At 72.8% G+C, this 21478-nt stretch carries 22 protein-coding genes; 11 read left to right on the forward strand and 11 right to left on the reverse strand.

The annotated features are described in order from the left end of the window. Window positions 1–57: 57 nt before the first annotated feature. Entirely contained in the window at window positions 58–2982 is a 2925-nt protein-coding gene (locus ABME02_RS08185) for an aminotransferase class III-fold pyridoxal phosphate-dependent enzyme (RefSeq protein ID WP_353814786.1), read from the reverse strand. 148 nt (window positions 2983–3130) lie between these two features. On the opposite strand from ABME02_RS08185, the gene ABME02_RS08190 reads away from it, so the two are divergent. Further along, complete coding sequence (locus ABME02_RS08190) at window positions 3131–3349, forward strand: hypothetical protein (RefSeq protein ID WP_155844013.1); 219 nt, start codon at window positions 3131–3133, stop codon at window positions 3347–3349. An 18-nt stretch (window positions 3350–3367) separates the two neighbouring features. Here the strand turns inward: ABME02_RS08190 and ABME02_RS08195 are convergent, their stop codons facing one another. The 5 genes from ABME02_RS08195 to msrB all read right to left on the reverse strand — a co-directional run bounded on the left by ABME02_RS08195 (window position 3368) and on the right by msrB (window position 7387). Then, window positions 3368–4177 (reverse strand): DUF8692 domain-containing protein, encoded by an 810-nt coding sequence (locus tag ABME02_RS08195; RefSeq protein ID WP_353814787.1) that lies wholly within the window; start codon window positions 4175–4177, stop codon window positions 3368–3370. 17 nt (window positions 4178–4194) lie between these two features. Further along, the gene (locus ABME02_RS08200) at window positions 4195–5130 is read right to left on the reverse strand and encodes a PLP-dependent cysteine synthase family protein (protein ID WP_353814788.1); all 936 of its coding nucleotides are present in this window, start codon (window positions 5128–5130) and stop codon (window positions 4195–4197) included. A 20-nt stretch (window positions 5131–5150) separates the two neighbouring features. Next, a complete protein-coding gene (locus ABME02_RS08205; RefSeq protein WP_353814789.1) occupies window positions 5151–6218 on the reverse strand; it encodes an FUSC family protein in 1068 nt (355 codons plus the stop codon). Between the two features lie 132 nt (window positions 6219–6350). Beyond that, window positions 6351–6926, reverse strand: coding sequence for a peptide-methionine (S)-S-oxide reductase MsrA (gene msrA, locus ABME02_RS08210; RefSeq protein ID WP_353814790.1), 576 nt, complete (start codon window positions 6924–6926; stop codon window positions 6351–6353). Beyond that, a complete protein-coding gene (gene msrB / locus ABME02_RS08215; RefSeq protein WP_353814791.1) occupies window positions 6923–7387 on the reverse strand; it encodes a peptide-methionine (R)-S-oxide reductase MsrB in 465 nt (154 codons plus the stop codon). The genes msrA and msrB overlap by 4 nt, the downstream gene beginning before the upstream one ends. A gap of 201 nt (window positions 7388–7588) precedes the next feature. On the opposite strand from msrB, the gene ABME02_RS08220 reads away from it, so the two are divergent. Continuing rightward, complete coding sequence (locus tag ABME02_RS08220; protein ID WP_353814792.1) at window positions 7589–8554, forward strand: 5'-3' exonuclease; 966 nt, start codon at window positions 7589–7591, stop codon at window positions 8552–8554. A gap of 124 nt (window positions 8555–8678) precedes the next feature. Here ABME02_RS08220 and ABME02_RS08225 read toward each other — a convergent pair whose 3' ends face one another. Then, window positions 8679–9356, reverse strand: a complete 678-nt coding sequence (locus tag ABME02_RS08225; RefSeq protein WP_353814793.1) for a hypothetical protein — start codon at window positions 9354–9356, stop codon at window positions 8679–8681. Between the two features lie 152 nt (window positions 9357–9508). After that, complete coding sequence (locus ABME02_RS08230; RefSeq protein WP_353814794.1) at window positions 9509–10054, reverse strand: hypothetical protein; 546 nt, start codon at window positions 10052–10054, stop codon at window positions 9509–9511. A gap of 96 nt (window positions 10055–10150) precedes the next feature. On the opposite strand from ABME02_RS08230, the gene ABME02_RS08235 reads away from it, so the two are divergent. Next, window positions 10151–10639 (forward strand): nucleoside deaminase, encoded by a 489-nt coding sequence (locus tag ABME02_RS08235; protein ID WP_353814795.1) that lies wholly within the window; start codon window positions 10151–10153, stop codon window positions 10637–10639. Window positions 10640–10654: 15 nt separating this feature from the next. Here ABME02_RS08235 and ABME02_RS08240 read toward each other — a convergent pair whose 3' ends face one another. From ABME02_RS08240 to ABME02_RS08250, 3 genes are all read right to left on the reverse strand, one after another. Continuing rightward, on the reverse strand, window positions 10655–11473 hold the full coding sequence (locus ABME02_RS08240) for a class I SAM-dependent methyltransferase (RefSeq protein ID WP_353814796.1): 819 nt from the start codon (window positions 11471–11473) through the stop codon (window positions 10655–10657). An 89-nt stretch (window positions 11474–11562) separates the two neighbouring features. Next, window positions 11563–12039 (reverse strand): hypothetical protein, encoded by a 477-nt coding sequence (locus tag ABME02_RS08245; RefSeq protein ID WP_353814797.1) that lies wholly within the window; start codon window positions 12037–12039, stop codon window positions 11563–11565. A 55-nt stretch (window positions 12040–12094) separates the two neighbouring features. Then, window positions 12095–13156, reverse strand: a complete 1062-nt coding sequence (locus tag ABME02_RS08250) for a LacI family DNA-binding transcriptional regulator (protein ID WP_353814798.1) — start codon at window positions 13154–13156, stop codon at window positions 12095–12097. Window positions 13157–13408: 252 nt separating this feature from the next. On the opposite strand from ABME02_RS08250, the gene ABME02_RS08255 reads away from it, so the two are divergent. From ABME02_RS08255 to ABME02_RS08290, 8 genes are all read left to right on the forward strand, one after another. Continuing rightward, a complete protein-coding gene (locus tag ABME02_RS08255) occupies window positions 13409–14260 on the forward strand; it encodes an ABC transporter substrate-binding protein (RefSeq protein WP_436408251.1) in 852 nt (283 codons plus the stop codon). A gap of 81 nt (window positions 14261–14341) precedes the next feature. Then, window positions 14342–15130, forward strand: coding sequence for an amino acid ABC transporter permease (locus ABME02_RS08260; protein WP_353814800.1), 789 nt, complete (start codon window positions 14342–14344; stop codon window positions 15128–15130). Further along, on the forward strand, window positions 15127–15897 hold the full coding sequence (locus ABME02_RS08265) for an amino acid ABC transporter ATP-binding protein (protein ID WP_353814801.1): 771 nt from the start codon (window positions 15127–15129) through the stop codon (window positions 15895–15897). The genes ABME02_RS08260 and ABME02_RS08265 overlap by 4 nt, the downstream gene beginning before the upstream one ends. Next, on the forward strand, window positions 15897–16955 hold the full coding sequence (locus tag ABME02_RS08270; RefSeq protein WP_353814802.1) for a Gfo/Idh/MocA family protein: 1059 nt from the start codon (window positions 15897–15899) through the stop codon (window positions 16953–16955). Before ABME02_RS08265 ends, ABME02_RS08270 begins: the two co-directional genes overlap by 1 nt. A 45-nt stretch (window positions 16956–17000) precedes the next feature. Next, a complete protein-coding gene (locus tag ABME02_RS08275) occupies window positions 17001–18176 on the forward strand; it encodes an NAD(P)/FAD-dependent oxidoreductase (protein WP_353814803.1) in 1176 nt (391 codons plus the stop codon). A gap of 162 nt (window positions 18177–18338) precedes the next feature. Then, entirely contained in the window at window positions 18339–19616 is a 1278-nt protein-coding gene (locus tag ABME02_RS08280) for a serine hydrolase domain-containing protein (protein WP_353814804.1), read from the forward strand. A gap of 132 nt (window positions 19617–19748) precedes the next feature. After that, complete coding sequence (locus ABME02_RS08285; protein WP_353814805.1) at window positions 19749–20123, forward strand: YciI family protein; 375 nt, start codon at window positions 19749–19751, stop codon at window positions 20121–20123. Beyond that, entirely contained in the window at window positions 20105–21469 is a 1365-nt protein-coding gene (locus ABME02_RS08290; protein WP_353814806.1) for an RNA polymerase sigma factor, read from the forward strand. The genes ABME02_RS08285 and ABME02_RS08290 overlap by 19 nt, the downstream gene beginning before the upstream one ends. Window positions 21470–21478: the final 9 nt, after the last annotated feature.

Consider the following 21478-nt stretch of genomic DNA (forward strand, 5'->3'; position numbering starts at 1 on the left):
CCTAGACCCGTGCGGGGACCCTCCGGCAGTGTCGACCCGGACCCGATCCGCCGGGCCTCACCAGCCCTCGGCGAGCACCCGATCGAGCATCTCGACGAAGAAGTCGACGCTCTCGCGCGTCACCACGAGCGGCGGCTTCACCTTGAGCACGTTCTGGTGGTCGCCGGTCGGCTGCATGATCACGCCGAGCTCGAGCAACCGGTCGCAGATCGCCGCCGTCTCCTCGGTCGCGGGCTCGAGGCTCGCTCGGTCGCGGACGAACTCGACCCCGAGGTAGAGCCCGAGGCCGTGCACCATGCCGATGAGCGGATGCCGCTGCGCCAGCGCCTCGAGTCGCCCTTTCAGGTACGCCCCGGTCTCGGCGGCGCCCTGCTGGAGCCCCTCGTCGCGGAACGCGTCGAGCACGGTCAGCCCGGCGACGCTCGACGCCGGGCTGCCGCCCGTCGATGAGAAGAAATAGCCGCCCGTGCGGTAGCGCGCGGCGATCTCGCGCGTCGTGATGACGGCGCCGAGCGGATAGCCGTTGCCCGCGGCCTTCGCGACCGCGATGACATCGGGCACGACGCCCTGCTGCTCGAACCCCCAGAACCACTCGCCGAGCCGGCCGTACCCGGCCTGCACCTCGTCGGAGATCGCCAGCCCGCCCACCTCGCGCACCGCTTCGTACACGTCGGCCAAGTACCCGTCGGGCAGCGGGATGCCTCCGGCGTTGCCGGCGAAGCTCTCCGAGATGAAGGCCGCCGGCGGGCGACCGGATGCCGCGAGCTCGCGGATCCGCGCCGCCGCCTCGGGTCCGTACCGACGGGCCTCCTCGCCGCGGTGCACGCCGCGGAACGGGTTCGGCGCGTCGACCGGGTGCACCCAGTCGGGGCGGGTGGCGAGGGCGTTGGGGTTGTCGGCGACGGACGTGCTCACGGCATCGGAGGCGTACGTCCACCCGTGGTACGCCTCGAGCAGCGAGACCACGTCGCGTCGACCGGTCGCGGCCAGGGCGACGCGGATCGCGAGGTCGGTCGCCTCGGAGCCCGAGTTCACGAGGAACGCGGTGTCGAGCGGCTCCGGTGCCATCGCCGCGAGGCGCTCGGAGAAATCGACGACGGCGCCGTAGTTGAAGCGCGAGTTCGTGTTGAGGGTGCGCAGCTGCTTCGCGACGGCGGCGGCGAGCCCCGGGTGCCCGTGGCCGAGCGGGGTCACGTTGTTCACCATGTCGAGGTAGACGCGCCCGTCGGTGCCGACGAGGTGCTCGCGCCAGCCGCGCTCGATGCGCGGGGGTGCGTCGTAGTAGTGCTCCTGCACGTCGGCGAACGAGCGGTCGCGGCGCGCGATGAGGTCGGCGGCGTCGCTCGCGCCGGTCGAGGTGCCGCGAAGCGGCGTGTCGAGAACCGCACCGGTCAACCCGATCGCGGCCGCCGGGTCCGCCGTCAGCGCCAGCCACCCCGCGGCGTACTCCGGTCGCACGAGGTGCGGTACGTGCGACGGGGCGTCGGCCGCCCCGAGCCGGATGCGGGCGCGCGTGCGCGCGGGCACCGTGCCGTCGAGGATCGTCATGCCGTCGGCGGCCTCGACGACGAGGCGTGCGTCGTCGCCGTCGGAGGACACGTGGGTGGCGACCGCGAACCACACGTCGATGCCGAGCGGCACGGTCGCCCCGGATTCCGGTGAGAGCGTGCGGCTTCCGGTGAGGCGCGGCGTCGCCCGCTCGAGCCAGGCGACGGGTGCGCCGGCGTCGAGGGCGGCGTGCGCGAGGCGTTCCTCGAGGTCGGGGGCGAGCCAGGCGCCGGCGTCGATGTCGTCCGACGTGATCGAGACGTCGAGCCGGGTCGCGCGGGCGAGGTCGACGGCGGGGTCGAGCGCGATGCGCGCGGGCCCGGCATCCGCTCGATCGCCGAGGTCGATGTCGAGCGCGTCGGCGATCAGCCGTGTCATCACGATCGAGGGCACCGAGACCGCCTGCTCGAAGATGCGCCACTCGCGTTCGACGCCCTCGGCCGCATAGGCGTTCGCGCCGCCGTCGATCTGCACCTGCTGCTCGCCGCTCACGACGAGCACCGCACCGCGCAGCACGACGAGCGGCCACAGTGCGCGGACCTCGGCCGCCGACAGCGGCCGCATCGCGTGGAAGGCCCGCACCGCGGGCAGCACCGAGGCCGGCTCGGCGCCCGCGTGGTGCAGCACCGACGAGATCGTGATCGCGAGCTCGGCGACCGCCCAGCTGCGGGTCACGTCGCCGAAGTCGATCATCCCGTCGGGCAGCCGGATGCCGCGCTCGGTCGTGCACACGACGTTGTCGTCGGTGAGGTCGAGGTGGACGGCCTGCAGTGACAGCTCGCTCGCGACGGCCTGCACGTCGGCCCAGGCGCGAGCCGCGGCATCCGTCACCTCCTCGCGCTTCGCGGGGTCGGGGTGGACGTGCGCCAGCAGGTCGACGACGCGGTCGGCGTGGCGCAGGTCCCACTGCAGCACGCGATCGAGGCCGGGGTGCTCGAACCCCTGGAGGGCGAGGCTCGCGTGCGCGGCGATCTCGCCCATGCGCGCGACCACGGCCGGCGAGAGGTGCGCGGGCCCGTTGAGGGTGCCGCCCGGGAGGTACTCGAGCAGGCGGATGGCGAGCGGGCCCTCGCTCGTCTCGGCGACGATCGACCGCGGCGTGCCGTCGTCGGCGAGGCTCGTGGTGGCGATGCGGAGGTGCGGTGCCGCGTCGGCGATGCGGGAGGCGGCGTGGTCCTGCGCGTCGAGCTCGTCGGCGGTGAACGCCGGGTTGGTGATCTTCACGACGCCGACCGGGCCGCGGTGCGCGGCCTCGATCCCGAGCGTCCGCGCGAGGAAGTTCTGGTCCTGCTGGCTGCCGAGCGCGTCGAGTTCGACCTCGAGGCCCCAGTGCTCGCGCACGATCCCGGCGACCTCGTCGGCGGGCAGTGCCGGTGCGGGCAGCTCGCCGGCCGAGAAGAAGTCGAATCCGCGGATGTCGGCGGGCTGGCTCATGTTCGCCCCTTTCCGCCTCCGAACATAGCCATGGCGGATGCCTCCGGCCGAGTGCCGCCGTGTCGAACCCGGTGCCGATCGTCCGCCGCGCGGGCGACGCGCGGGCGGCCTGCCGCGGATGTCGGCGGTCGCTCGTACCGTGATGGCCATGACGAACCAGCCGCTTCCGACGCTCGAGCCCGACGTGCTCGACGAGCCCTGCCTGCGCTGCGGCTCCGCCGCGGTCCGGGTCATCGTGTACGGCCCGCTCGATCTCGAGGTCGAGGCCGATCCCGCGGCCGCCGGGCGCTCCGGCGAGGCGCCGATCTTCGACTGCCGCGACTGCGGCTTCGAGTGGGGCGAGGCCGTCCGCGACCTGCTCGCCTGAGTCCCGGCTCGCTGCGCGCTATCGTCCGCGGACGGTGCGGCGGTCCGCCCGCAGGGTGAGGATCGCGGCGCGTGCCACGAATGCGGACCATGCCAGGAGCCCGAGGAGCTTCGCGCCGTCCTCGACGAGGACGGACGTGCGGGTCGCCGGCTCGACGAGGACGTCGACGACCGCGGACGTCCCGAGGCCGGCGAACATGGCCACGAGCAGCGCCGGATCGAGGCGCTCGACGATCAGCTCCCGGAAGCGGACGGCGAAGGCGAGGAAGGCGATCGCGTAGGTCGCGACGAGGACGACACCCGATCCCGGGCCGAACGCGGCGGTCTCGTGGAGCATCAGCAGGTCGTCCAGCGCGACGAGCATGGTCAGCGCCACGGACCAGGCGAGCAGGCCTCGGGTCTCGTCGGCGCGCGGTACGACGACGAGGGCGGTGCTCGCCGCGCCGGCCGCGAGCACCATGACCACGATGCCGAGGTTCGAGACCAGGCCGTAGGCCGGGCTCGCGTCGCCGTGCGCGGCCGCGACGACCTGTCCGTCCCTGACGAGGTCGGTCGGGGTGACCCACGGCTGGGTGGCCACCACGGTCATCGCGACGACGACGGCGACGATGATCGCGGCGTGAAGTCGGCGTGGCGTGCGGCGCAGCGCGTCGCCGGCCCGCAGCGGCCCCGTGCGGGCCTCGGTCGCGGTGTCCTTCGTCCCGGTGTCCTTCGTGGTCGTGATCGTGGTTCCCTCCCCGGCGTCGCGGTCGCGGCGCTCCGACCGTGCGAGCGTAGGCGCGACCCGAGCTCGACCACAGTCCTTGACTTCCGCGCCCCGGCACGCCATCGCGCGGGCGCGCGAAGTCAGGAGTAGATGCGCCCGCCGAGGTACTTGAGGCCGTGGTCGCAGGCGAGCGTCACGACGCGGTGGCCGGGGCCGAGCTCCACGGCGAGGTCGATCGCCGCACTCACGTTCATGCCCGTCGAACCGCCGGCGAAGATGCCCTCCCGGCGGGCGAGCATCCGGCAGGTCTCGAACGCCCGCTCCTGCTCGATGGTCCGGATGCCGTCGAGCACACCTCGATCGAGGAACGGCGGGTCGGGGAACACCGCGACGCCCTCGACCGCGTGCCCGTGCGAGACGCCCTCAGACAGCAGCGGTGCCTCGGCCGGCTCGAGCGCGACGACCTGCGGCTCGAGGCCCGCGCTGCGGAGGCCGCGGAGCGTGCCCATGAGGGCGCCGCCCGTGCCGACGCCCGTGCAGAACACGTCGACGCCGTCGCCCAGCGCGGCCCCGATCTCCTCGCCCATGGGTGCGTACCCGGCGATGACGTCGGGCGAACCGAACTGGTCGGCGTAGTAGTGGCCGGGCTGCTCGGCGAGCGCGTACGCGCGCTCCCGCATCCGGCCGACGAGTTCGGGCGTGATCCCGTGGCCGTGGCTCTCCTCGACGAGGACCTCGCCGCCGAACGCCTCGATCGCCTGCTGCTTGCTCACGGAGAACGCGTCGGAGAAGACCGCGGTGAATCGCAGCCCGAGCACGGCCGCGACGAACGCGAGCGAGGTGCCGGTACTGCCGCCCGTGTACTCGACGACCGTGTCGCCGGGGGAGGCGTCGCCGCGGGCGACCGCCGCTTCGAGCACGGACACCGCCATGCGGTCCTTGTAGGACCCGGTCGGGTTCGCGCCCTCGATCTTCACCCAGACCTCTGCGGCGCCATCGGGCACGACCGACCCGAGCCGGACGATCGGCGTGCCGCCGATCGCGTCGAGCACCCCGTTGTCGTCGTACGCGTCCATGACGGCCTCCCGTGCGCAGGCTACTCCCGTGAGCGGCGGGCCGTGGGCTCCGGCGGGAGATCGTCCTCGAGGAGCTCCTCGCGGATCCGCCGGAGGTCCTCCATGAGGGAGCCGATGAGGATCCAGTGGTCCGACTTCGGCGGAGCGATCTGCAGCGGCGCCGTCAGGGCCGGGACGGCGGAGGTCATGGGCTCGGGGTCGACCTCGGCGAGGTGCACCGCGAGGCGGATGTCGTGCGCGACCCGATGCAGCTGCTCGGCGATGGCGCCAACGGTCGGTTCGGTCGCGAGGCCGTCGTCGTAGTGGTCCACGAAGGCCCGGGTCATCCCCCCGACCTGGGTCACGATGGGACTGAGCCGCGTGAGCAGGCGATGCTGTTCGGCGATGTCGCCGCGATGCGCCGAGCGTCGCGGGTTCAGGGTGAGCGACTCCTCGGCGTCGGCGATGGCGGTGGCCGCGGCATCCCGCATCGGTCGCATCAGCCGGACCTCGAGCATGAGCTCGGTGAGGTCCGCTGGTCGCTGGGGTGCGCGCAGCGCCTCGGCGAGGCGGTCGACGGATGCCGCGAGCTCGCTGCCGAGCCGGGCGAGCTGCTCGCGGGCCGGGCCCGCGAGCACGGGCGGCACGATGATCGCGTTCACCACGATGCCGATCACGGCGCCGATGAGCGTCTCGAGCACGCGGTCGAGCGCGTACTCGGGTGAGGTGCCGCCGAGCGCGAGCACGAGCATCGCGCTGATGGCCACCTGGTTCGCGGTCGGGCCGGTCATCCGGGCCGACCAGGCCGCGACGAGCGCCACCAGGATCGCGACGAGGATGACCCAGCTGTTCGGGCCGAAGACGAGGCCGAGGGCCGACGCGATCACGACGCCGGCGATCACGCCGACGCTGCGCTCGACGGCCTTGCCGAGCGACTGGTTCACGCTCGGTTGCACGACGAGCAGCGCGGCGATCGCGGCGAAGACGGGCAGCGGTCCCGGAATGAGCCATCCGGCGATGAGCCAGGCCGCGACGGTCGCCACCGCCGACTTCAGCACCTGCAGGATCGGCGCCCGCTTCGTGGCGCGGAACCGCTCGGAGAACCGCATGGGCCCCACGCTAGCGGGCGCGCCCGCCCCTGGCGGTAGGGAGATGCGACCGGGTGACCGCGGACGGAGCGGGGCCCGCGACCGTGCGGTCACGGGCCCCGGTTCCGGGTGTCATCAGGAGCGGCGCGGAGCTCAGCTCGCGGCGGCCTGCTCGCTGCCGGTCGACTGGGTGCCGGGGACGTCGCGCTTCGGCAGGCGCCATCCGGGTCGGACGAAGTGGCAGGTGTAGCCCCACGGGATGCGCTGCAGGTAGTCCTGGTGCTCGGGCTCGGCCTCCCAGAACGCGCCCGCGGGCGCGACCTCGGTCACGACCGGGCCGGGCCAGATGCCGGACGCGTCGACGTCGGCGATCGTGTCGATCGCCGTGTCGTACTGGGCGTCGCTCGTCGGGAAGATCGCCGAGCGGTAGCTCGTGCCGACGTCGTTGCCCTGGCGGTTCCTCGTCGTCGGGTCGTGCACCTGGAAGAAGAACTCGAGCAGGTCGCGGTAGCTGAGCTTCGACGGGTCGAAGACGACCTCGAGCGCCTCGGCGTGCGAGCCGTGGTTGCGGTAGGTCGCGTACTCGACGTCGCCGCCGCTGTAGCCGACGCGCGTGTCGATCACGCCCGGCAGCTTCCGGATCAGGTCCTCCATGCCCCAGAAACAGCCGCCCGCGAGGACCGCGGTCTCGGCTCCGGGAACGGTGGTGATGGCGCCTGCGGTGGTCATGCGGTCTCCTCGGTGGTGGTGACGAACAGGGTGAGGTACTCGCCGTAGCCCTCGTCCTCGAGGTCGTCGAGGTGCACGAAGCGCAGTGCGGCGGAATTGATGCAGTAGCGGAGGCCTCCGGCATCCGTCGGCCCGTCGTCGAAGACATGGCCGAGGTGGCTGTCGGCGCCCGCCGAGCGGACCTCGACGCGCTTCATGAAGAACGAGCGGTCGACGTGCTCGGTGACGACCGTCTGGTCGATCGGTCGGGTGAAGCTCGGCCAGCCCGAGCGGCTGTCGTACTTGTGCACGCTCGCGAACAGCGGCTGCCCCGAGACGACGTCGACGTAGAGGCCCGGCTCGTGGTTGTTCCAGTACTCGTTGCGGAACGCCGGCTCGGTGGCGTCGTCCTGCGTGACCTTGCGCTGCAGCGGGGTGAGGCGGTCGAGCGCCTCGGGAGTCCTGCGGTAGTCCTGTGACACGGTTGCTCCTTCTCCGGCGGCTCCGGCTGGGCCGCCCGGACCATCGACACCGGCTGAGCCGGTTACGACTGCGTCCATGAGGAAGAACCGCGTTCGGGCGCCCGATGTTCCGCAGGATGCGCCCGCCGGCTGTGGGTTCGCTGTGAGCGGGCGGAGCGTGCTGGCGTGCCCTCGTCGGGCGGTGGTGGGAGGATCGGGCGCATGGCCGATCGACTCATGCTCCTCGACACCGCGTCGCTGTACTTCCGGGCGTTCTACGGCGTGCCCGACTCGCTGAAGCGCGCCGACGGCACCCCCGTGAACGCGGTGCGGGGCCTGCTCGACATGATCGCCCGGCTGGTGGCCGAGTTCGAGCCGACGCATCTCGTCGCGTGCTGGGACGACGACTGGCGCCCGCACTGGCGCGTCGAGCTCATCCCGAGCTACAAGGCGCACCGCGTCGAGCAGGTCGTGCCCGCCGGGCCCGACATCGAGGAGGTGCCCGACCCGCTCGAGGCCCAGCTGCCCATGATCCGCGAGACGCTCGGGCTGCTCGGCATCCCGATCGTCGGCGTCGCCGCGCACGAGGCCGACGACGTCATCGGCACGCTCGCGACGCAGGCGACCATGCCGGTCGACGTCGTGTCCGGTGACCGCGACCTGTTCCAGCTCGTCGACAACGAGCGAGGCGTGCGCGTCATCTACACCGCCCGCGGCATGAACCGACTCGAGCTGGTCGACAACGAGTGGGTCGTCGCGAAGTACGGCATCGAGGCGTCGCAGTACGCGGACTTCGCGACGCTCCGCGGCGACTCGTCCGACGGGCTGCCCGGGGTCGCCGGCATCGGCGAGAAGACCGCGGCGGGCCTGCTCGGCGACTTCGGCTCGCTCGACGCGATGCTCACGGTGGCCTCGGGCGATCCGGATGCCGCGGCGGCGGCGCCCGCGACCATGTCGGCCTCGATGCGTGCGAAGCTCGCGGGCGCGCACGAGTACCTCGCCGTCGCCCCGACCGTGGTCAACGTCGTGCGCGACCTCAACCTGCCGTCGGCCGAGGAGCTCGGCGCCCGGCTCGCGCCCGTGACCGGAGCCCGCCGCGAGACCCTCGAGGACCTGGCGGAGGAGTGGAACCTCGGCGGGTCGGTGCCGCGCGTGCTCGCGTCGCTCGATCGGACGCCCTCGGCGTAGCGATTGCGTCCACGGGCCGCGCTGAGCGCCTCGGGGGAGTGCGTCTCCTCGCCGCATTGCGGTACCGGAGTACCGAGGATCGGGTACCGAAGTACCGGCCGTCGGCGAATCGAGCAGCCCGCCGTCAGCAGCCCGGGCCGCCGGGGACCGCGATGCAGTCGCCCGTGACGAGGACGGTGTCGAACTCGCCGACGAGCACGTCAAGCCGCGGTGCGGCCAGGTCGAGCGTGCCGTCGATCCAGCGCCAGGTCGAGCCGTCGAACCGGTACTCGGCGACGTACACGACGATCGGGTCGACCGTGTACCGACCGGATGCCGCGTAGACGTGGCTCGTCGGCGTCGCGGTGAACTCGGCGAGGCCGAGTTCGTCCCAGGTCGCGCCGGGATCCACGGCATGGACGACGGCGCCGTCGGAGTGCGTCCACTGGTAGTCGACGGGGTGGAACCGGACCTCGGCGGGTCGGCCGAGCAGGCTGCCCGACCGGGTCTCGACGGAGGCCGCTCCGATGAAGTTCGCCGGGAGGCCGACGACCGCCCATCCGGCGGGCTCCATCGCGCCCGACGGCACGGTCGGTCGGAACGACGCGATGTCGCGCAGGGTCACCGTCGGTTCGCCGGCAGCCGGCGGTTCGGGCTCGGCCCCCTCGAACGCGCAGACGGTGGGGTTCTCGGGGTTGCAGATGTCGCCCGGGGGTGCGCTCTGGCGTTCGGGTTCAGCGGTGCTGATCGTGTCGACGTCAGGCGTGTACCCGTCGGTGGGGGAAGTGTGGGGCTCGCCTGGGCCGGCGAGGGACTCGATCAAACCGACAAGTGAAACTCCGTCGTCATGGGCCCTAGGAGTGACCTGAGCACTGCAAACGCCAATCGCAGCCTGCGTGGTAGTACATGAGCCGGGCTCCAGCGCTGTGGCCGCGCTTGCCCCACTCAGGATGAGTGAACCGGCAACGGCGGCCGCTAACAGAAGTCGTCGCCAGTCCATGTCGTGCTTCCGGCGACCAACATCGCCTTGGTCTCGAGTTCGATGATCACTGGAACGCGGTCGATGCGGACCGGTGTGACGTCTTCGCCCGACTTGTCGATGACGCGAACGTGAGATACGTCGGAACATGCGTACAACGTGGCCTGTGCGGTCGAATCCTGGATAATCTGAGCCAGCCGGGCAGAGTCGATTCGTGCGGTGCCCTCAAGGTGCAGTCCCGCGGCTCGGAGTTCCTCGTATTGCCCAGCCAGCTCGTCACCAAACGAATCCGTTGTGACCGGACGGATTGAGGATATGGGCGCTTGCTCTGGGCCCATGATCCGGTGTTCCACGTCCAGGTACGCCTCGTACGCTTCGACCGCCGCCGCCAGCGCCTCCTCGTCGTTCGCGAAGAGGGGGGCGTCCGCGGCATCCGTCGTCGGCGTCGGCTCCGGGTCGGGCGACTGCGCGGCGCACGCGGCGAGACCCAGCACCGCGCCGGTGATGACGAGCGCGGCGAGACGGGGGAGGGCTCGGGGCATGCGGTCCAAGGTAGGGGGATCTCGCAGATGCGCTCGGGCGTCATCCACAGGCGCAGAATGGCAGGCGGCGGCATCCGTCGACGGAGGAGGCACGGGATGAGCGGCGCGGACGGCATCAGCGACGGCGACCTGGCGCGGCTTCGGCGGTGCGTCGAGCTCGCGCGGGCGGCGCGAGAGCGCGGCGACCATCCGTTCGGGTCCGTCGTCGTCACCGCCGACGGGCGGGTCGTCGAGGGCATGAACACCGTGGTGACGCGGCGCGATCCGACCGGGCACGCGGAGACGAACGTGGTGCGCGCGGCCGCCGCATCCCTCGACCAAGCCGAGCTCTCGACCGCGACGCTCTACACGAGCACGGAGCCGTGCGCGATGTGCTCGGGCGCGATCTACTGGAGCGGCATCCCGCGGGTCGTGTTCGCGTTGTCCGAGGCGGGCCTCCGCGAGATCGTCGCCGAGCAGGAGGGGGTGCCGACGCTGAGCCTGCCGTCGCGCGAGGTGTTCGCCCGCGGCGGCCGCCCGGTCGAGGTGGTCGGTCCCGCCGACCTGCCGGAGGCCGCGGCCGTCCACGACGGGTTCTGGGTCTGACTGCCCCGGCGAGGCTCAGCCGGGTCGGCGGCCGACCACGACCCAGGCCCGCGCGCGCAGCATGATCGAGCCGTCGGGCCGGCACCCGAAGGACGTCGCCTCGCGCATCCGGTCGCGAACCGCCGCGCGAGAGGCATCCGTCAGCGACTGCAAGTAGGTGGGCGCCGGTCCCTGCCCGCCCAGGAAGGGCTCCCACAGGTCGTCGAAGTCCTCGAAGGCCATGCCGATCTCGATCGACTTGATCCGGACGGTGGCGACGTCCATCTCGGGTGCGTCGGACCACAGCTGCCGCAGCGGCTCGGGCCGGCAGAGTGGGAACCGCCGGCCCTCGTCGAGCTCGGCGGCATCCGGATCGAGGGCGGCGGCGGCGTCCCAGAAGGTCCGGAGCATCTGCATCTCCTCGGCGTAGTCCCAGACGTAGGCCGCGATCAGCGCGCCGGGGGCGGCGACGCGGGTGAACTCGGCGACGGCGGCCGCCGGATCCGGCGCGAAGTTCAGCACGAGCCCGGAGACGACGGCGTCGACCGACCCGTCTGGAAGCGGGAGGTGCTCCGCGTCACCGACGACGAATCGCACGTCGGCGCCCTCGGCGCGGGGGCGCGCTCGCGCCGCGGCGAGGAACCCCTCAGACGGGTCCACCCCGACGATGGAGGCGGGCGACCAGCGTTCGATCACGGCGTCGGTGAGCGCGCCGGTGCCGCAGCCCACGTCGAGCCATCGGAGGCCGGGTCGCGAGTCGAGCACGTCGACGAACGTCGCGGCGACGAGCCGACTCCATCGCCCGACGTACCGCTCGTACGGCTCGCCGTCGTGCCACAGATCGGCCTTGCCCATGCGTCGTTTCTACGCCTGTCGCGCGTGCGCGGCAACGGCCCTGCACGGCGCGCCGCGCGCCGCCGCCGCGATCGCGGGGATGCCGCGGCTCAGGTGGGCACGCCCGTCGCGGGCTCCGTCGAGCCGAACCAGTACGACGGCGCAGGCAATTGCACCCCGCCGCTCGCCGCGACGATGACGATGAACGCGTAGATCGCGACGCCGATCGCGAGCCCGCCGAGCACGGTCGCGAGCGGCACCGCCCACGAGACGCGCACGCCGGCGCGCCGGTAGCGCGACGGCGCCATCCAGGCGACCCACATCGCGGCCGCCCCGAACCCCGCGATCCACACCGTCCGCAGCGCCTGCCCCTCGAGCGGTGCGAACAGCGCGATGCCGAGCGCCCCCGCCCCGAGCAGCACGGCCGCCCACGCGAACAGGCGACCCATGCCGAGCCCGCCGACCTCGTACTGGTCGCCGAACCACGGAGTCGGCGCCAGGCCGGAGGGGCGGTCGTGCTCGTCGCCGCCGTCGGCCGGGCCGCCGCGTCGCTCGCGGTCGTCGGGATCGTGCGCGGGATCGGTCATGCGTCGATCGTACGGGCCACGGATGCCGCGGCATCCGCCTGCGCGATCGGTACCGTCAGGACGACGGCGGGGCGATCGACTCGCGCTCGATGAGCCGCTGGGGGAGCACCACGTTCTCGCGCGGTGCTCCGTCGCCGGCGATCCGCCGGATGAGCAGGCGAGCCGCCTCGGCGCCGATCTCGTGGATCGGCTGGGCCATGACGGTGATCGCGGGCGCCGACAGGCTCGTCCAGTCGGCGTCGTCGAAGGCGACGAGCGACATCTCGGCGGGGATGGGGACGCCCAGGTCGCGGAGCGTCCGGAACGCCGCCTGTGCGATGAGGCTGTCCGACGCGACGATCGCGGTGATCCCGTCGCCGACGAGACCGCGCACGATCGCGTCGACGCCGTCGCGACGCGCGTTGAGGCGCACGTAGCGGGCTGGATCCGGGACCCCGGCAGCGGCGAGCGCCTCGATGAACCCGGCGACGCGGTCGCCGACCGAACTCGATCCCAGTCGGTCACCGGCCCGGTAGTCGCGATCGTGGACGATCGTCGAGACGAACGCGATCTGCCGGTGCCCCGCCGCGAGCAGCAGCTCGGTGAGTCGGCGTCCGCCGGCGAGGTTGTCGGCCACGACCGTGTCGAGGTCGAGCCCGTCGGCCACGCGGTCGAAGAGCACCATCGGTCGAGCGCTGTCGACCGCGGCTCGCAGGCTGCCCGCATCGGTGGTCGAGGCCGGGGCGACGAGGATCCCGTCGACGCGCTTGGCCAGGAGGACCGAGATCGCGTTCTCCTCGGCCTCGGAGTGCTCGTCGGAGTTCAACAGGATCAGGTCGTATCCGGCGGCCTTCGCGACGTCCGCCGCGCCGCGCGTGGCCTGCGCGAAGAACGGGTTCTCGATGTCGCCGACGACGATCCCGATCGAGTTCGATCGCCCGGTGGTCATGGTCTTGGCGAGGGCGTTCGGCCGATAGCCGAGTTCCTCGGCGGCCGCCTGCACGCGGTCCCGCACGGCCTCGCTCGCTGCGCCGTAGCCGCCGAGTACCCGGGCGGCGGTTGCCTTCGACACCTTCGCGGCCGCGGCGACGTCGCTCACGGTCACCTCGCGGCGGCCGTTCGCGTGGTCTGCCGGCATTCGAGATCTCCTCAGAAAAAGTTGTTGACGGATCTCTCGGCGGCCGGTTAGTGTTCCGGAAACGCGTTGAGACCGGTCTCAATCTACGGGACTGAGACCGGTCTCAACAAGATCCGGGGGCAAACCGCCTCCGGGTCCGCGTCCACCGGGAGCACCATCCCGGGCGAGCAACCCGCAGCATCACCGGCACCACCCGCACCACCCGAAACCGAACCGCACATTCCCCCGACACGAACAGGAAGCAGCATCGTGATCCAGCGCACCACCCTCCGGCGCACGGCCGTCGCCGTCGCCGCGGCGGCCACCGCCCTCGTCCTCTCCGCCTGCGCCAGTGGCGCGGCCGGTACCTCCGCATCCGACGACGCGGCGGACAACCCCTACGGACTGATCACCCCCGGACAGATCCGCGTGGCGAGCCTCGGCGACGCCAAGCCGTACACCTTCACCGACGAGAACGGCGAGTTCACCGGCTTCGACGTCGAGTTCTTCACGGATGTCGCGAGCCGCATCGGCATCGACGACGTCGTGTTCACCGGCCAGGACTTCTCGGCCATCATGCCGGCCGTCGCCAACGGCCAGTTCGACGCCGGCGTCGCCGCGATCGGCATCACCGACGAGCGCAAGCAGACCGTCGACTTCTCCGACGGCTACCTCGCGGGCTACCTGACGGTCATGGCGAGCCCCGAGGCCGGCATCGAGGACGAGTCCGACCTCGCCGGCATGCGCCTCGGCGTCGTGCAGGGCACCCTGCAGGAGGCGTACGCCGTGAAGAACTTCACCGACACCGAGCTCGTCCGCTTCCCGGACAACAACGCCGCGATCTCGGGCGTGAACAGCGGCTCGATCGACGCCCACTTCCTCGACTACGAGGCGGCGAAGGAGTGCGCCGAGCAGTACGGGCTGGTGAACGCGATCGACATCCCGTCCTTCGACGCCCCGGCGGGCTTCGCCATCGCCAAGGGCAACACGGCGTTCCAGGACGCGCTCAACGAGGCCCTGCACGCCGCCATGGAGGACGGCACTTGGAAGGAGCTCTACGAGAAGTGGTTCCCGGGCTCGCCGATGCCCGACCAGTACCTGCCGTCGGACGAGCAGGGCGAGTAACCCGCTACCAGCCCGGTGCGGGCCGCACCACAGCATCCGCGGCCCGCACCGGACCATCCCCCCACCCCAACGGAGGACCTCATGGACTGGCTCGACACCCTCGTCGCGACCTTCCTCGACTTCGAGGCGATGTGGCAGGTGTTCCCCCAGATGCTCGGCACCGGCCTGGTGAACACGCTCGTCATCTCGATCGCTGCGACCGTGATCGGCATCGTGCTCGGCATGGTCGTCGCGATCATGGGCATCTCGCGGTCGCGCTGGCTGCGCATCCCCGCGCGCGTGTACACCGACATCTTCCGCGGCCTGCCCGCGATCCTGACCATCCTGCTCATCGGGCAGGGATTCGCCCGGCTCAGCCAGCAGGTCTTCGGGCCCTCGCCGTACCCGCTCGGCATCCTCGCCCTGAGCCTCATCGCGAGCGCGTACATCGGCGAGATCTTCCGGGCCGGCATCCAGAGCGTCGACCGCGGCCAGCTCGAGGCGTGCCGGGCCCTCGGCATGGGCTACGGCAGCGCGATGCGCCTGGTCGTCGTTCCGCAGGGCGTACGCCGTGTGCTCCCCGCCCTCGTGAACCAGTTCATCGCGATCGTGAAGGACTCGAGCCTGGTGTACTTCCTCGGCCTCCTCGTCTCCGAGCGCGAGCTGTTCCGCGTCGGACAGGATGCCGCGGTCCTCACCGGCAACCTCTCGCCGCTCGTGCTGGCCGGCCTCTTCTACCTCGTGATCACGGTGCCGCTCACGCACCTCGTGAACTACTTCGACGACCGGTTCCGCACCGGGCGGCGCAAGCCCGCGCCGCCGAAGAGCGGCCTCGACGAGGTCGAAGAGCAGACCCCCAGCCCGGCCCTGACCTACGGAGAGAACTCATGACGTACACGTCTCCGATGCCGATCACCGACGGCCACCTCTACGCCGGGTCGAGCCTCGAGCTGCGCGGCCTCAGCATGGCGTACGGCGACATCGAGGTGCTCCGCGACGTGAGCCTCGAGGTCGCCCCCGGCACGACGACCTGCATCATCGGCCCGTCCGGCTCGGGCAAGTCGACGCTCCTGCGCGGCGTGAACCGGCTCCACGAGCCCAGCCGCGGCGACGTGCTGCTCGCGGGTGAGAGCATCCTCGACCAGAAGCCCGACGCCGTGCGCCGCCGGATCGGCCTCGTGTTCCAGCACTTCAACCTGTTCCCCGACCACACGGCGCTCGAGAACGTCGCGCTCGCGCTGCGCAACGTCAAGCGCATGTCGAAGGCGGCCGCGAACCGCGTCGCCATGGAGCGGTTGACCGAGGTCGGGCTCGCCGAGCGGGCGGACCACCGGCCCCGCGACCTCTCCGGCGGGCAGCAGCAGCGCGTCGCCATCGCGCGGGCCCTCGCGATGGAGCCCGAGGTCATGCTCTTCGACGAGGCGACGAGTGCGCTCGATCCCGAGCTCGTGAAGGGCGTCCTCAACCTCATGGCGCAGTTGGCGCAGCGCGGCATGACGATGCTCGTCGTCACGCACGAGATGGGGTTCGCCCGGAAGGTCGCCGACCAGGTCGTGTTCATGGACGAGGGCCGCGTGATCGAGCACGGTGCTCCCGGCGATCTCTTCGACCGGCCCCGGAGTCCGCGGCTCCAGCGCTTCCTCTCGGAGGTGCTGTGATGGCGGATGTCGCGCAGCGCGCGCCGATCCGCACCGGCATCATCGGCTTCGGCACCTCCGGGCGGGTGTTCCACGCCCCGTTCCTCGACGCCGACCCCGCGTATTCGCTCGACGCGATCGTGACGCGCGACCCGGCCCGGCGGGCGGCCGCCGAGGCGCGGCATCCGTCGGTCACCACCGTCACGACCGTCGACGAGCTGTGGGCGATGGCCGATCGACTCGACCTCGTCGTCATCGGCTCGCCGAGCGGCACGCACGCCGCGCTCGCCGCGGCGGCGCTCGAGGCGGGTCTCGACGTCGTCGTGGACAAGCCGTTCGCCGTGACCGCCGACGAGGGGCGCGAACTCATCGCGACGGCGGCGCGGCTCGGTCGTCGGCTCACGGTCTTCCAGAACCGGCGCTGGGACGGCGACTTCCGCACCGTTCGCCGACTCGTCGCCGCCGGTGAACTCGGCGAGGTCCGCCGGTTCGAGTCGCGGTTCGAATGGTGGAAGCCCGAACCGCCCACGTCGTGGAAGGCCGAGGCCACCGTCTCCGAGGGCGGCGGGATCCTCTACGACCTCGGCACGCACCTCATCGACCAGGCGGTGCAGCTCTTCGGCCCGATCGCCGAGCTCGAGATGGCCGAGATCGACCGCAGGCGCCCCGGCGCCATCGCCGACGACGACGTGTTCCTCGCGCTCCGGCACGAATCCGGCGTGCGCTCGCACCTCTGGATGAACGCCGTCGCGCCCCGCTTCGGCCCGCGCTTCCACGTGCTCGGCTCGCGCGCCGGCTACACGACGTGGGGCCTCGACGGGCAGGAGCCGGCGCTCATCGCGGGCGCCCGACCCGGCGATCCGGCCTTCGGCGAGACGCCGGAATCCCGCTGGGGCCTCCTCGGCACCGACGGCGGCGGAACCCCGGTCCCCTCCGAGCGGGGCGACTACGGCGAGTTCTACCGCCTGCTCGCCGTCTCCCTCCGCGACGGCGGACCCCTCCCCGTCGACCCGGCCGACGCGGTCGCGGTGCTCGAACTCATCGAGCGAGCGCATGCCGCGGCATCCGTCGCCGCCTGAACCACCTGCAGCATTCGAGAACCACGAGAAGGAAACGACAGAACCATGTCTGGAACCGGAACGAAGCACGTCGTCGTCATCGGCGCGGGCATCCTCGGCGCGTCGACCGCCGCGCACCTCGCTCGCGGCGGCGCCGCGGTCACCCTCGTCACCTCCGGAGCGATCGCCGACGGCGCGTCGGGCCGCTCGATCGCCTGGCTGAACTCGTCGGGCGACCGCTCGCGCGACTACCACTACCTGCGGCTGATCGCGCTCGACCGCTACCGCACGTGGGCCGAGCGTCACCCCGAGAGCCGCGCCTACCTGCGCTTCGACGGCGCGATGAAGTGGGCCGGCGACGGCGAGAGCTTCCGCGAGACGTTCGCGTTCGAGCGGGCCGCCGGCTACGACGCCGTCTGGGTCGACCGTGCGGAGGTCGCCGGGCTCGCGCCCGACGTCGACTCCGCCGCGGTCGCGGCCGAGGGCGCGATCTTCAACGCGGGCGAGGGCTGGGTGAACCTGCCCGACCTGGTCGCCGCCCTGGTCGCGCAGGCCGAGGCGGATGGCGCCCGGCTCATCGAGCAGGCCGGCGATGCGCGGGTGGACGTGCAGGACGGCGTCGCGACCGGGGTCGTCCTCGGCGACGGCGAGCGCATCGCGGCCGACCACGTGGTCCTCGCCACCGGCGGCGACGTCCCCGCGCACCTCGCCGCACTCGGCGTGATCGTTCCGGATGCCACCCCGGCGGCCTTCGTGCTCTTCACCGACCCGGTCGACGTCGAGGTTCGCACGGTGCTCAACACACCGCGCGTCGCCGTTCGGCCGACGCCGGACGGACGGCTCGTGCTCGACGCCGACTGGGCGGAGAAGTCGATCGTCGTCGGCGACGACGGGGCGATCGCCGTCCCCGACGAGACCGTGCAGGGCCTGCTCGACGCCGCCTCGCGCGTGCTCGCCGGCAACCCGCGCCTCACCGCGCAGCGCGTCGGGGCCGGCCTGAAGCCGATCCCGGGCGACGGTGAGCCGGTCGTCGGCGCGGTGCCGTCGATCGCCGGACTGTCGACGCTGTTCACCCACTCGGGTGCGACGCTCGGGCTCGCGCTCGGCGAGCTGCTCGCCGAGGAGATCCTGACCGGGTCGCCGTCGCCCGTGCTCGCGTCCTTCCGGCTCGACCGGTTCGGGGCGGATGTCGTGTCCGACGCCGTGGCGACCGGCGCGTGGGCGCCGGTGGCTCCGGCGTAGCCGTCTGTTCGCGGGGGCCCGCTCCTCCGGGGGCGGGCCCGCGTCCGCGCGTCCGCCCCGCCCGTGTCGCCCGTTCGCGGGATGGCGCGCCGCGCGCGCCGGCCGTGAGGATGGACGGGCAGGGTCGGCCCTGCGTCGCCGAGGGGGAACGGAGACCGGGCCATGGGCAGACCCGTCCGATTCGCGGCCGCGATCGCCGCGGCATCCGTCGTCGCAGTGCTCGCGGGCTGCACGATCGGGGGCGAGCCGTCCGCGCAGCCGAGTCCGACGCCGGCCGAGGAACCGGGCGCCGCGGCCGGTGGCGGCGCGCCCTCGACGATCGACCCCGACGTGCAGGCGCTGCTCGACGAGGCAGCCGCTGCGCAGGTCGAGGCTCACGCGCTCGGGTCGCTCCTCGGTGAGATCCGCGTCGACGGCGACGTGGTCGCCCAGGTCGCGCTCGGCGAGGCGGTCGGCGGCGAACCGGTCGCGATCGACGGGCGGTTCAGGAACGGCGCCGTCGCGATCACGTACGTGAGCGTGGTTATGCTCCGGCTCGCCGAGGAGGGCGTGCTGGACCTCGACGAGCCGATCGCGCGGTGGCTCCCCGACCTGCGCGACGCCGACACGGTGACACCGCGCATGCTCGCGAACATGACCGCGGGCTACCACGACTACGTGGGCGATCCCGCGTTCGAGGGGGCGCTGGCCGCCGACCCGTTCCGGTCGTGGACGAACGAGGACCTCATCGAGGTGAGCCTCTCCGAGCCGCGGCTCTTCCCCGCCGGCGAGAACTGGGACTACTCGCACGCCGACTACGTCGTGCTCGGCGAGGTGCTCGAGGCCGCGTCGGGCGAGCCGCTCGACGAGCTCATCGCGCGCGAGGTCCTCGACCCGCTCGGCCTCGCGCAGACGGTCGCATCGGAGGAGCCCTCGATCCCGGCGCCCGTCGTGCACGCCTTCACCGCCGAGCGCGGCGTCTGGGAGGACTCGACGTACTGGAACCCGTCGTGGACCCTGCCGGAGGGGGCCGTGCAGACGAGCTCGATCGGCGACGTCGCCGCGAGCTTCGACGCGATCGTCGGCCGGGGCGAGCTGCTCGACGCCGACTCGTACGACGCACTCATCGCCCCCGACCTCGTCGGGTTCGGCGAACCCCTCGACGGATGCCGCGCCTGCATGACCCTCGTCCCGGAGTTCTCGTACGGGCTCGGCACCTTCCTCAGCCTCGACTGGGTCATGCAGACGCCGCTGTTCGGCGGCTACGCGTCGGCGGTCGCGACGCTGCCCGCCGGGCGTACCGAGGACGGCCGGTCGGTCACGGTCGCGGTCGCGGTCACGTACACCGAGGACTCGTACGAGCGCTGGGACGGCGCGCTCGTCAACTGGGGCGAGGACCTGGTGCGTCGGCTCACCGCCGACCTCGTGCCGGGGAGCCCGGCGGCGCAGCCGCGCGCCTGATCCGGTCGGTGCGGGCGAGGCGGCTCCTGGGAAGGCGAGGGCGTGTCGATCGGCGGCGGGCCCGATCGTCAACATGTCGACGGGCCGCACCGGCCCGGTACAGTGACCGCTGATGGCCGGAGGGAGACCGCCATGCGCTACACCCTGCTGATGCACTATCCCGAGGTGGCCGACGAACTCGACCCCACCGTGATCGAGGAGGCGCAGCGCGCCTTCGCGAGCTACACCGAGACGCTCGAGGCAGCGGGGGTGCTCGTCTCCGCCGAGGTGCTGCAGCCGTCGACGAGCACGACGACCCTGCGCCTCGAGGACGGCGCCCTGCGCGTGGAGGACGGCCCGTTCGCCGACACGAAGGACCAGCTCGGCGGCACGCTCGTGCTCGACGTCGACGACCTCGACGCCGCGATCGACTGGGCGCGGCAGGCGCCGCCGCTCGCGTGGGGCGCGATCGAGGTGCGGCCGGGCGCCGTGTACACCGTCGCGGGCGCGTGGACGCCGAACGGCTGACCGCCCCGGACCGGGACGCCCGCGCCGCGGCGGCACGGGCCGCGGCGGCACGGGCGGCACGCGAGTCGTACGGTCGGCTCGTCGCGCTGCTCGCGGCATCCACCGGCGACCTCGCGCTCGCCGAGGACGCGCTCGCCGACGCCTTCGAGCGCGCGCTGCGCGCGTGGCCGGAGTCCGGCGTCCCCGCCAACCCCGACGGATGGTTGCTCACCGTGGCCAGGAACCGCGAACGGGACGAGTGGAAGTCCGCCGCGCGCCGTCGCGTCGTGCCGCTGCCGGCGGACGACGAGCCCGGACCGCCCGCCGCGGGCCGAGTCCGGGAAACGGCCCGTCCGGAGGCATCCGCCCTCGCCCACGACCCGCTCGCCGACATCGACCCGGACCGCATCCGCGACCGCCGGCTCGAGCTGCTCTTCACGTGCGCGCATCCGGCGATCGACCCCGCGGTCCGCACGCCGCTCATGCTGCAGGCCGTGCTCGGGTTCGAGGCGGCCGAGATCGCCCGCGCGTTCGCGGTGCCGCCCGCGACGATGGCGCAGCGGCTCGTGCGCGCGAAGCGCCGCATCCGCGACGCCCGGATCCCGTTCGCGGTACCCGACCGGCGCGCGATGCCGGAGCGGCTCCCGGCCGTGCTCGAGGCGATCTACGGGTGCGCGGCGCTCGACTGGCGCGGTGGCGCGGCCGACCCGGCCGGCGAGGCGCAGTACCTGTCCGTCGTGCTCGCGGGCCTGCTCGTGCGCGAGCCCGAGGCGTGGGGGCTCGCCGCGCTGACGACGCTCTCGCTCGCGCGCCGACGCGCGGACGCCACGGGGTTCGTGCCGCTCGACGAGCAGGACCCGGCGACCTGGGACGCCGCCTCGATCGAGGAGGGCGACGCGTACCTGCGCCGAGCGGCGCGCGATCGCGGGCGACTCGCGTCGCCGGGCCGGTTCGAGCTCGAGGCGGCGATCCAGTCCGTGCACTGCGCACGCCGGCGATCGGAGGCGACCGACTGGGATGCGCTGCGGACGCTGTACGACGCGCTCCTGGCCGTCTCGCCGAGCCTCGGGGCGGCGGTGGCGCGGGCGGTCGTCGTGGGTCGCCTCGACGGGCCGGCGGCCGGGCTCGCGGCGCTGCCGGATGCTCCGCCCGGGTTCCAGCCCTGGTGGGCCGCTCGCGCCGACCTGCTCGCCGGCCGTGGGCGTCGACGCGAGGCCGTCGACGCGTTCCGACGCGCCGCGGAGCTCGCGACCGATGCGGGCACGCGCGGATACCTCCTCGCGCGTGCCGCGCGACTCGACGACGCGCCCGATGGCGGGCCCGACGACCCGTGGAGCGACGGGCGCGACGAGGCGCAACCCGGGTGACGTCCCGAG

It is taken from the genome of Agromyces zhanjiangensis, assembly GCF_040496055.1.
Classification (GTDB): domain Bacteria; phylum Actinomycetota; class Actinomycetes; order Actinomycetales; family Microbacteriaceae; genus Agromyces; species Agromyces zhanjiangensis.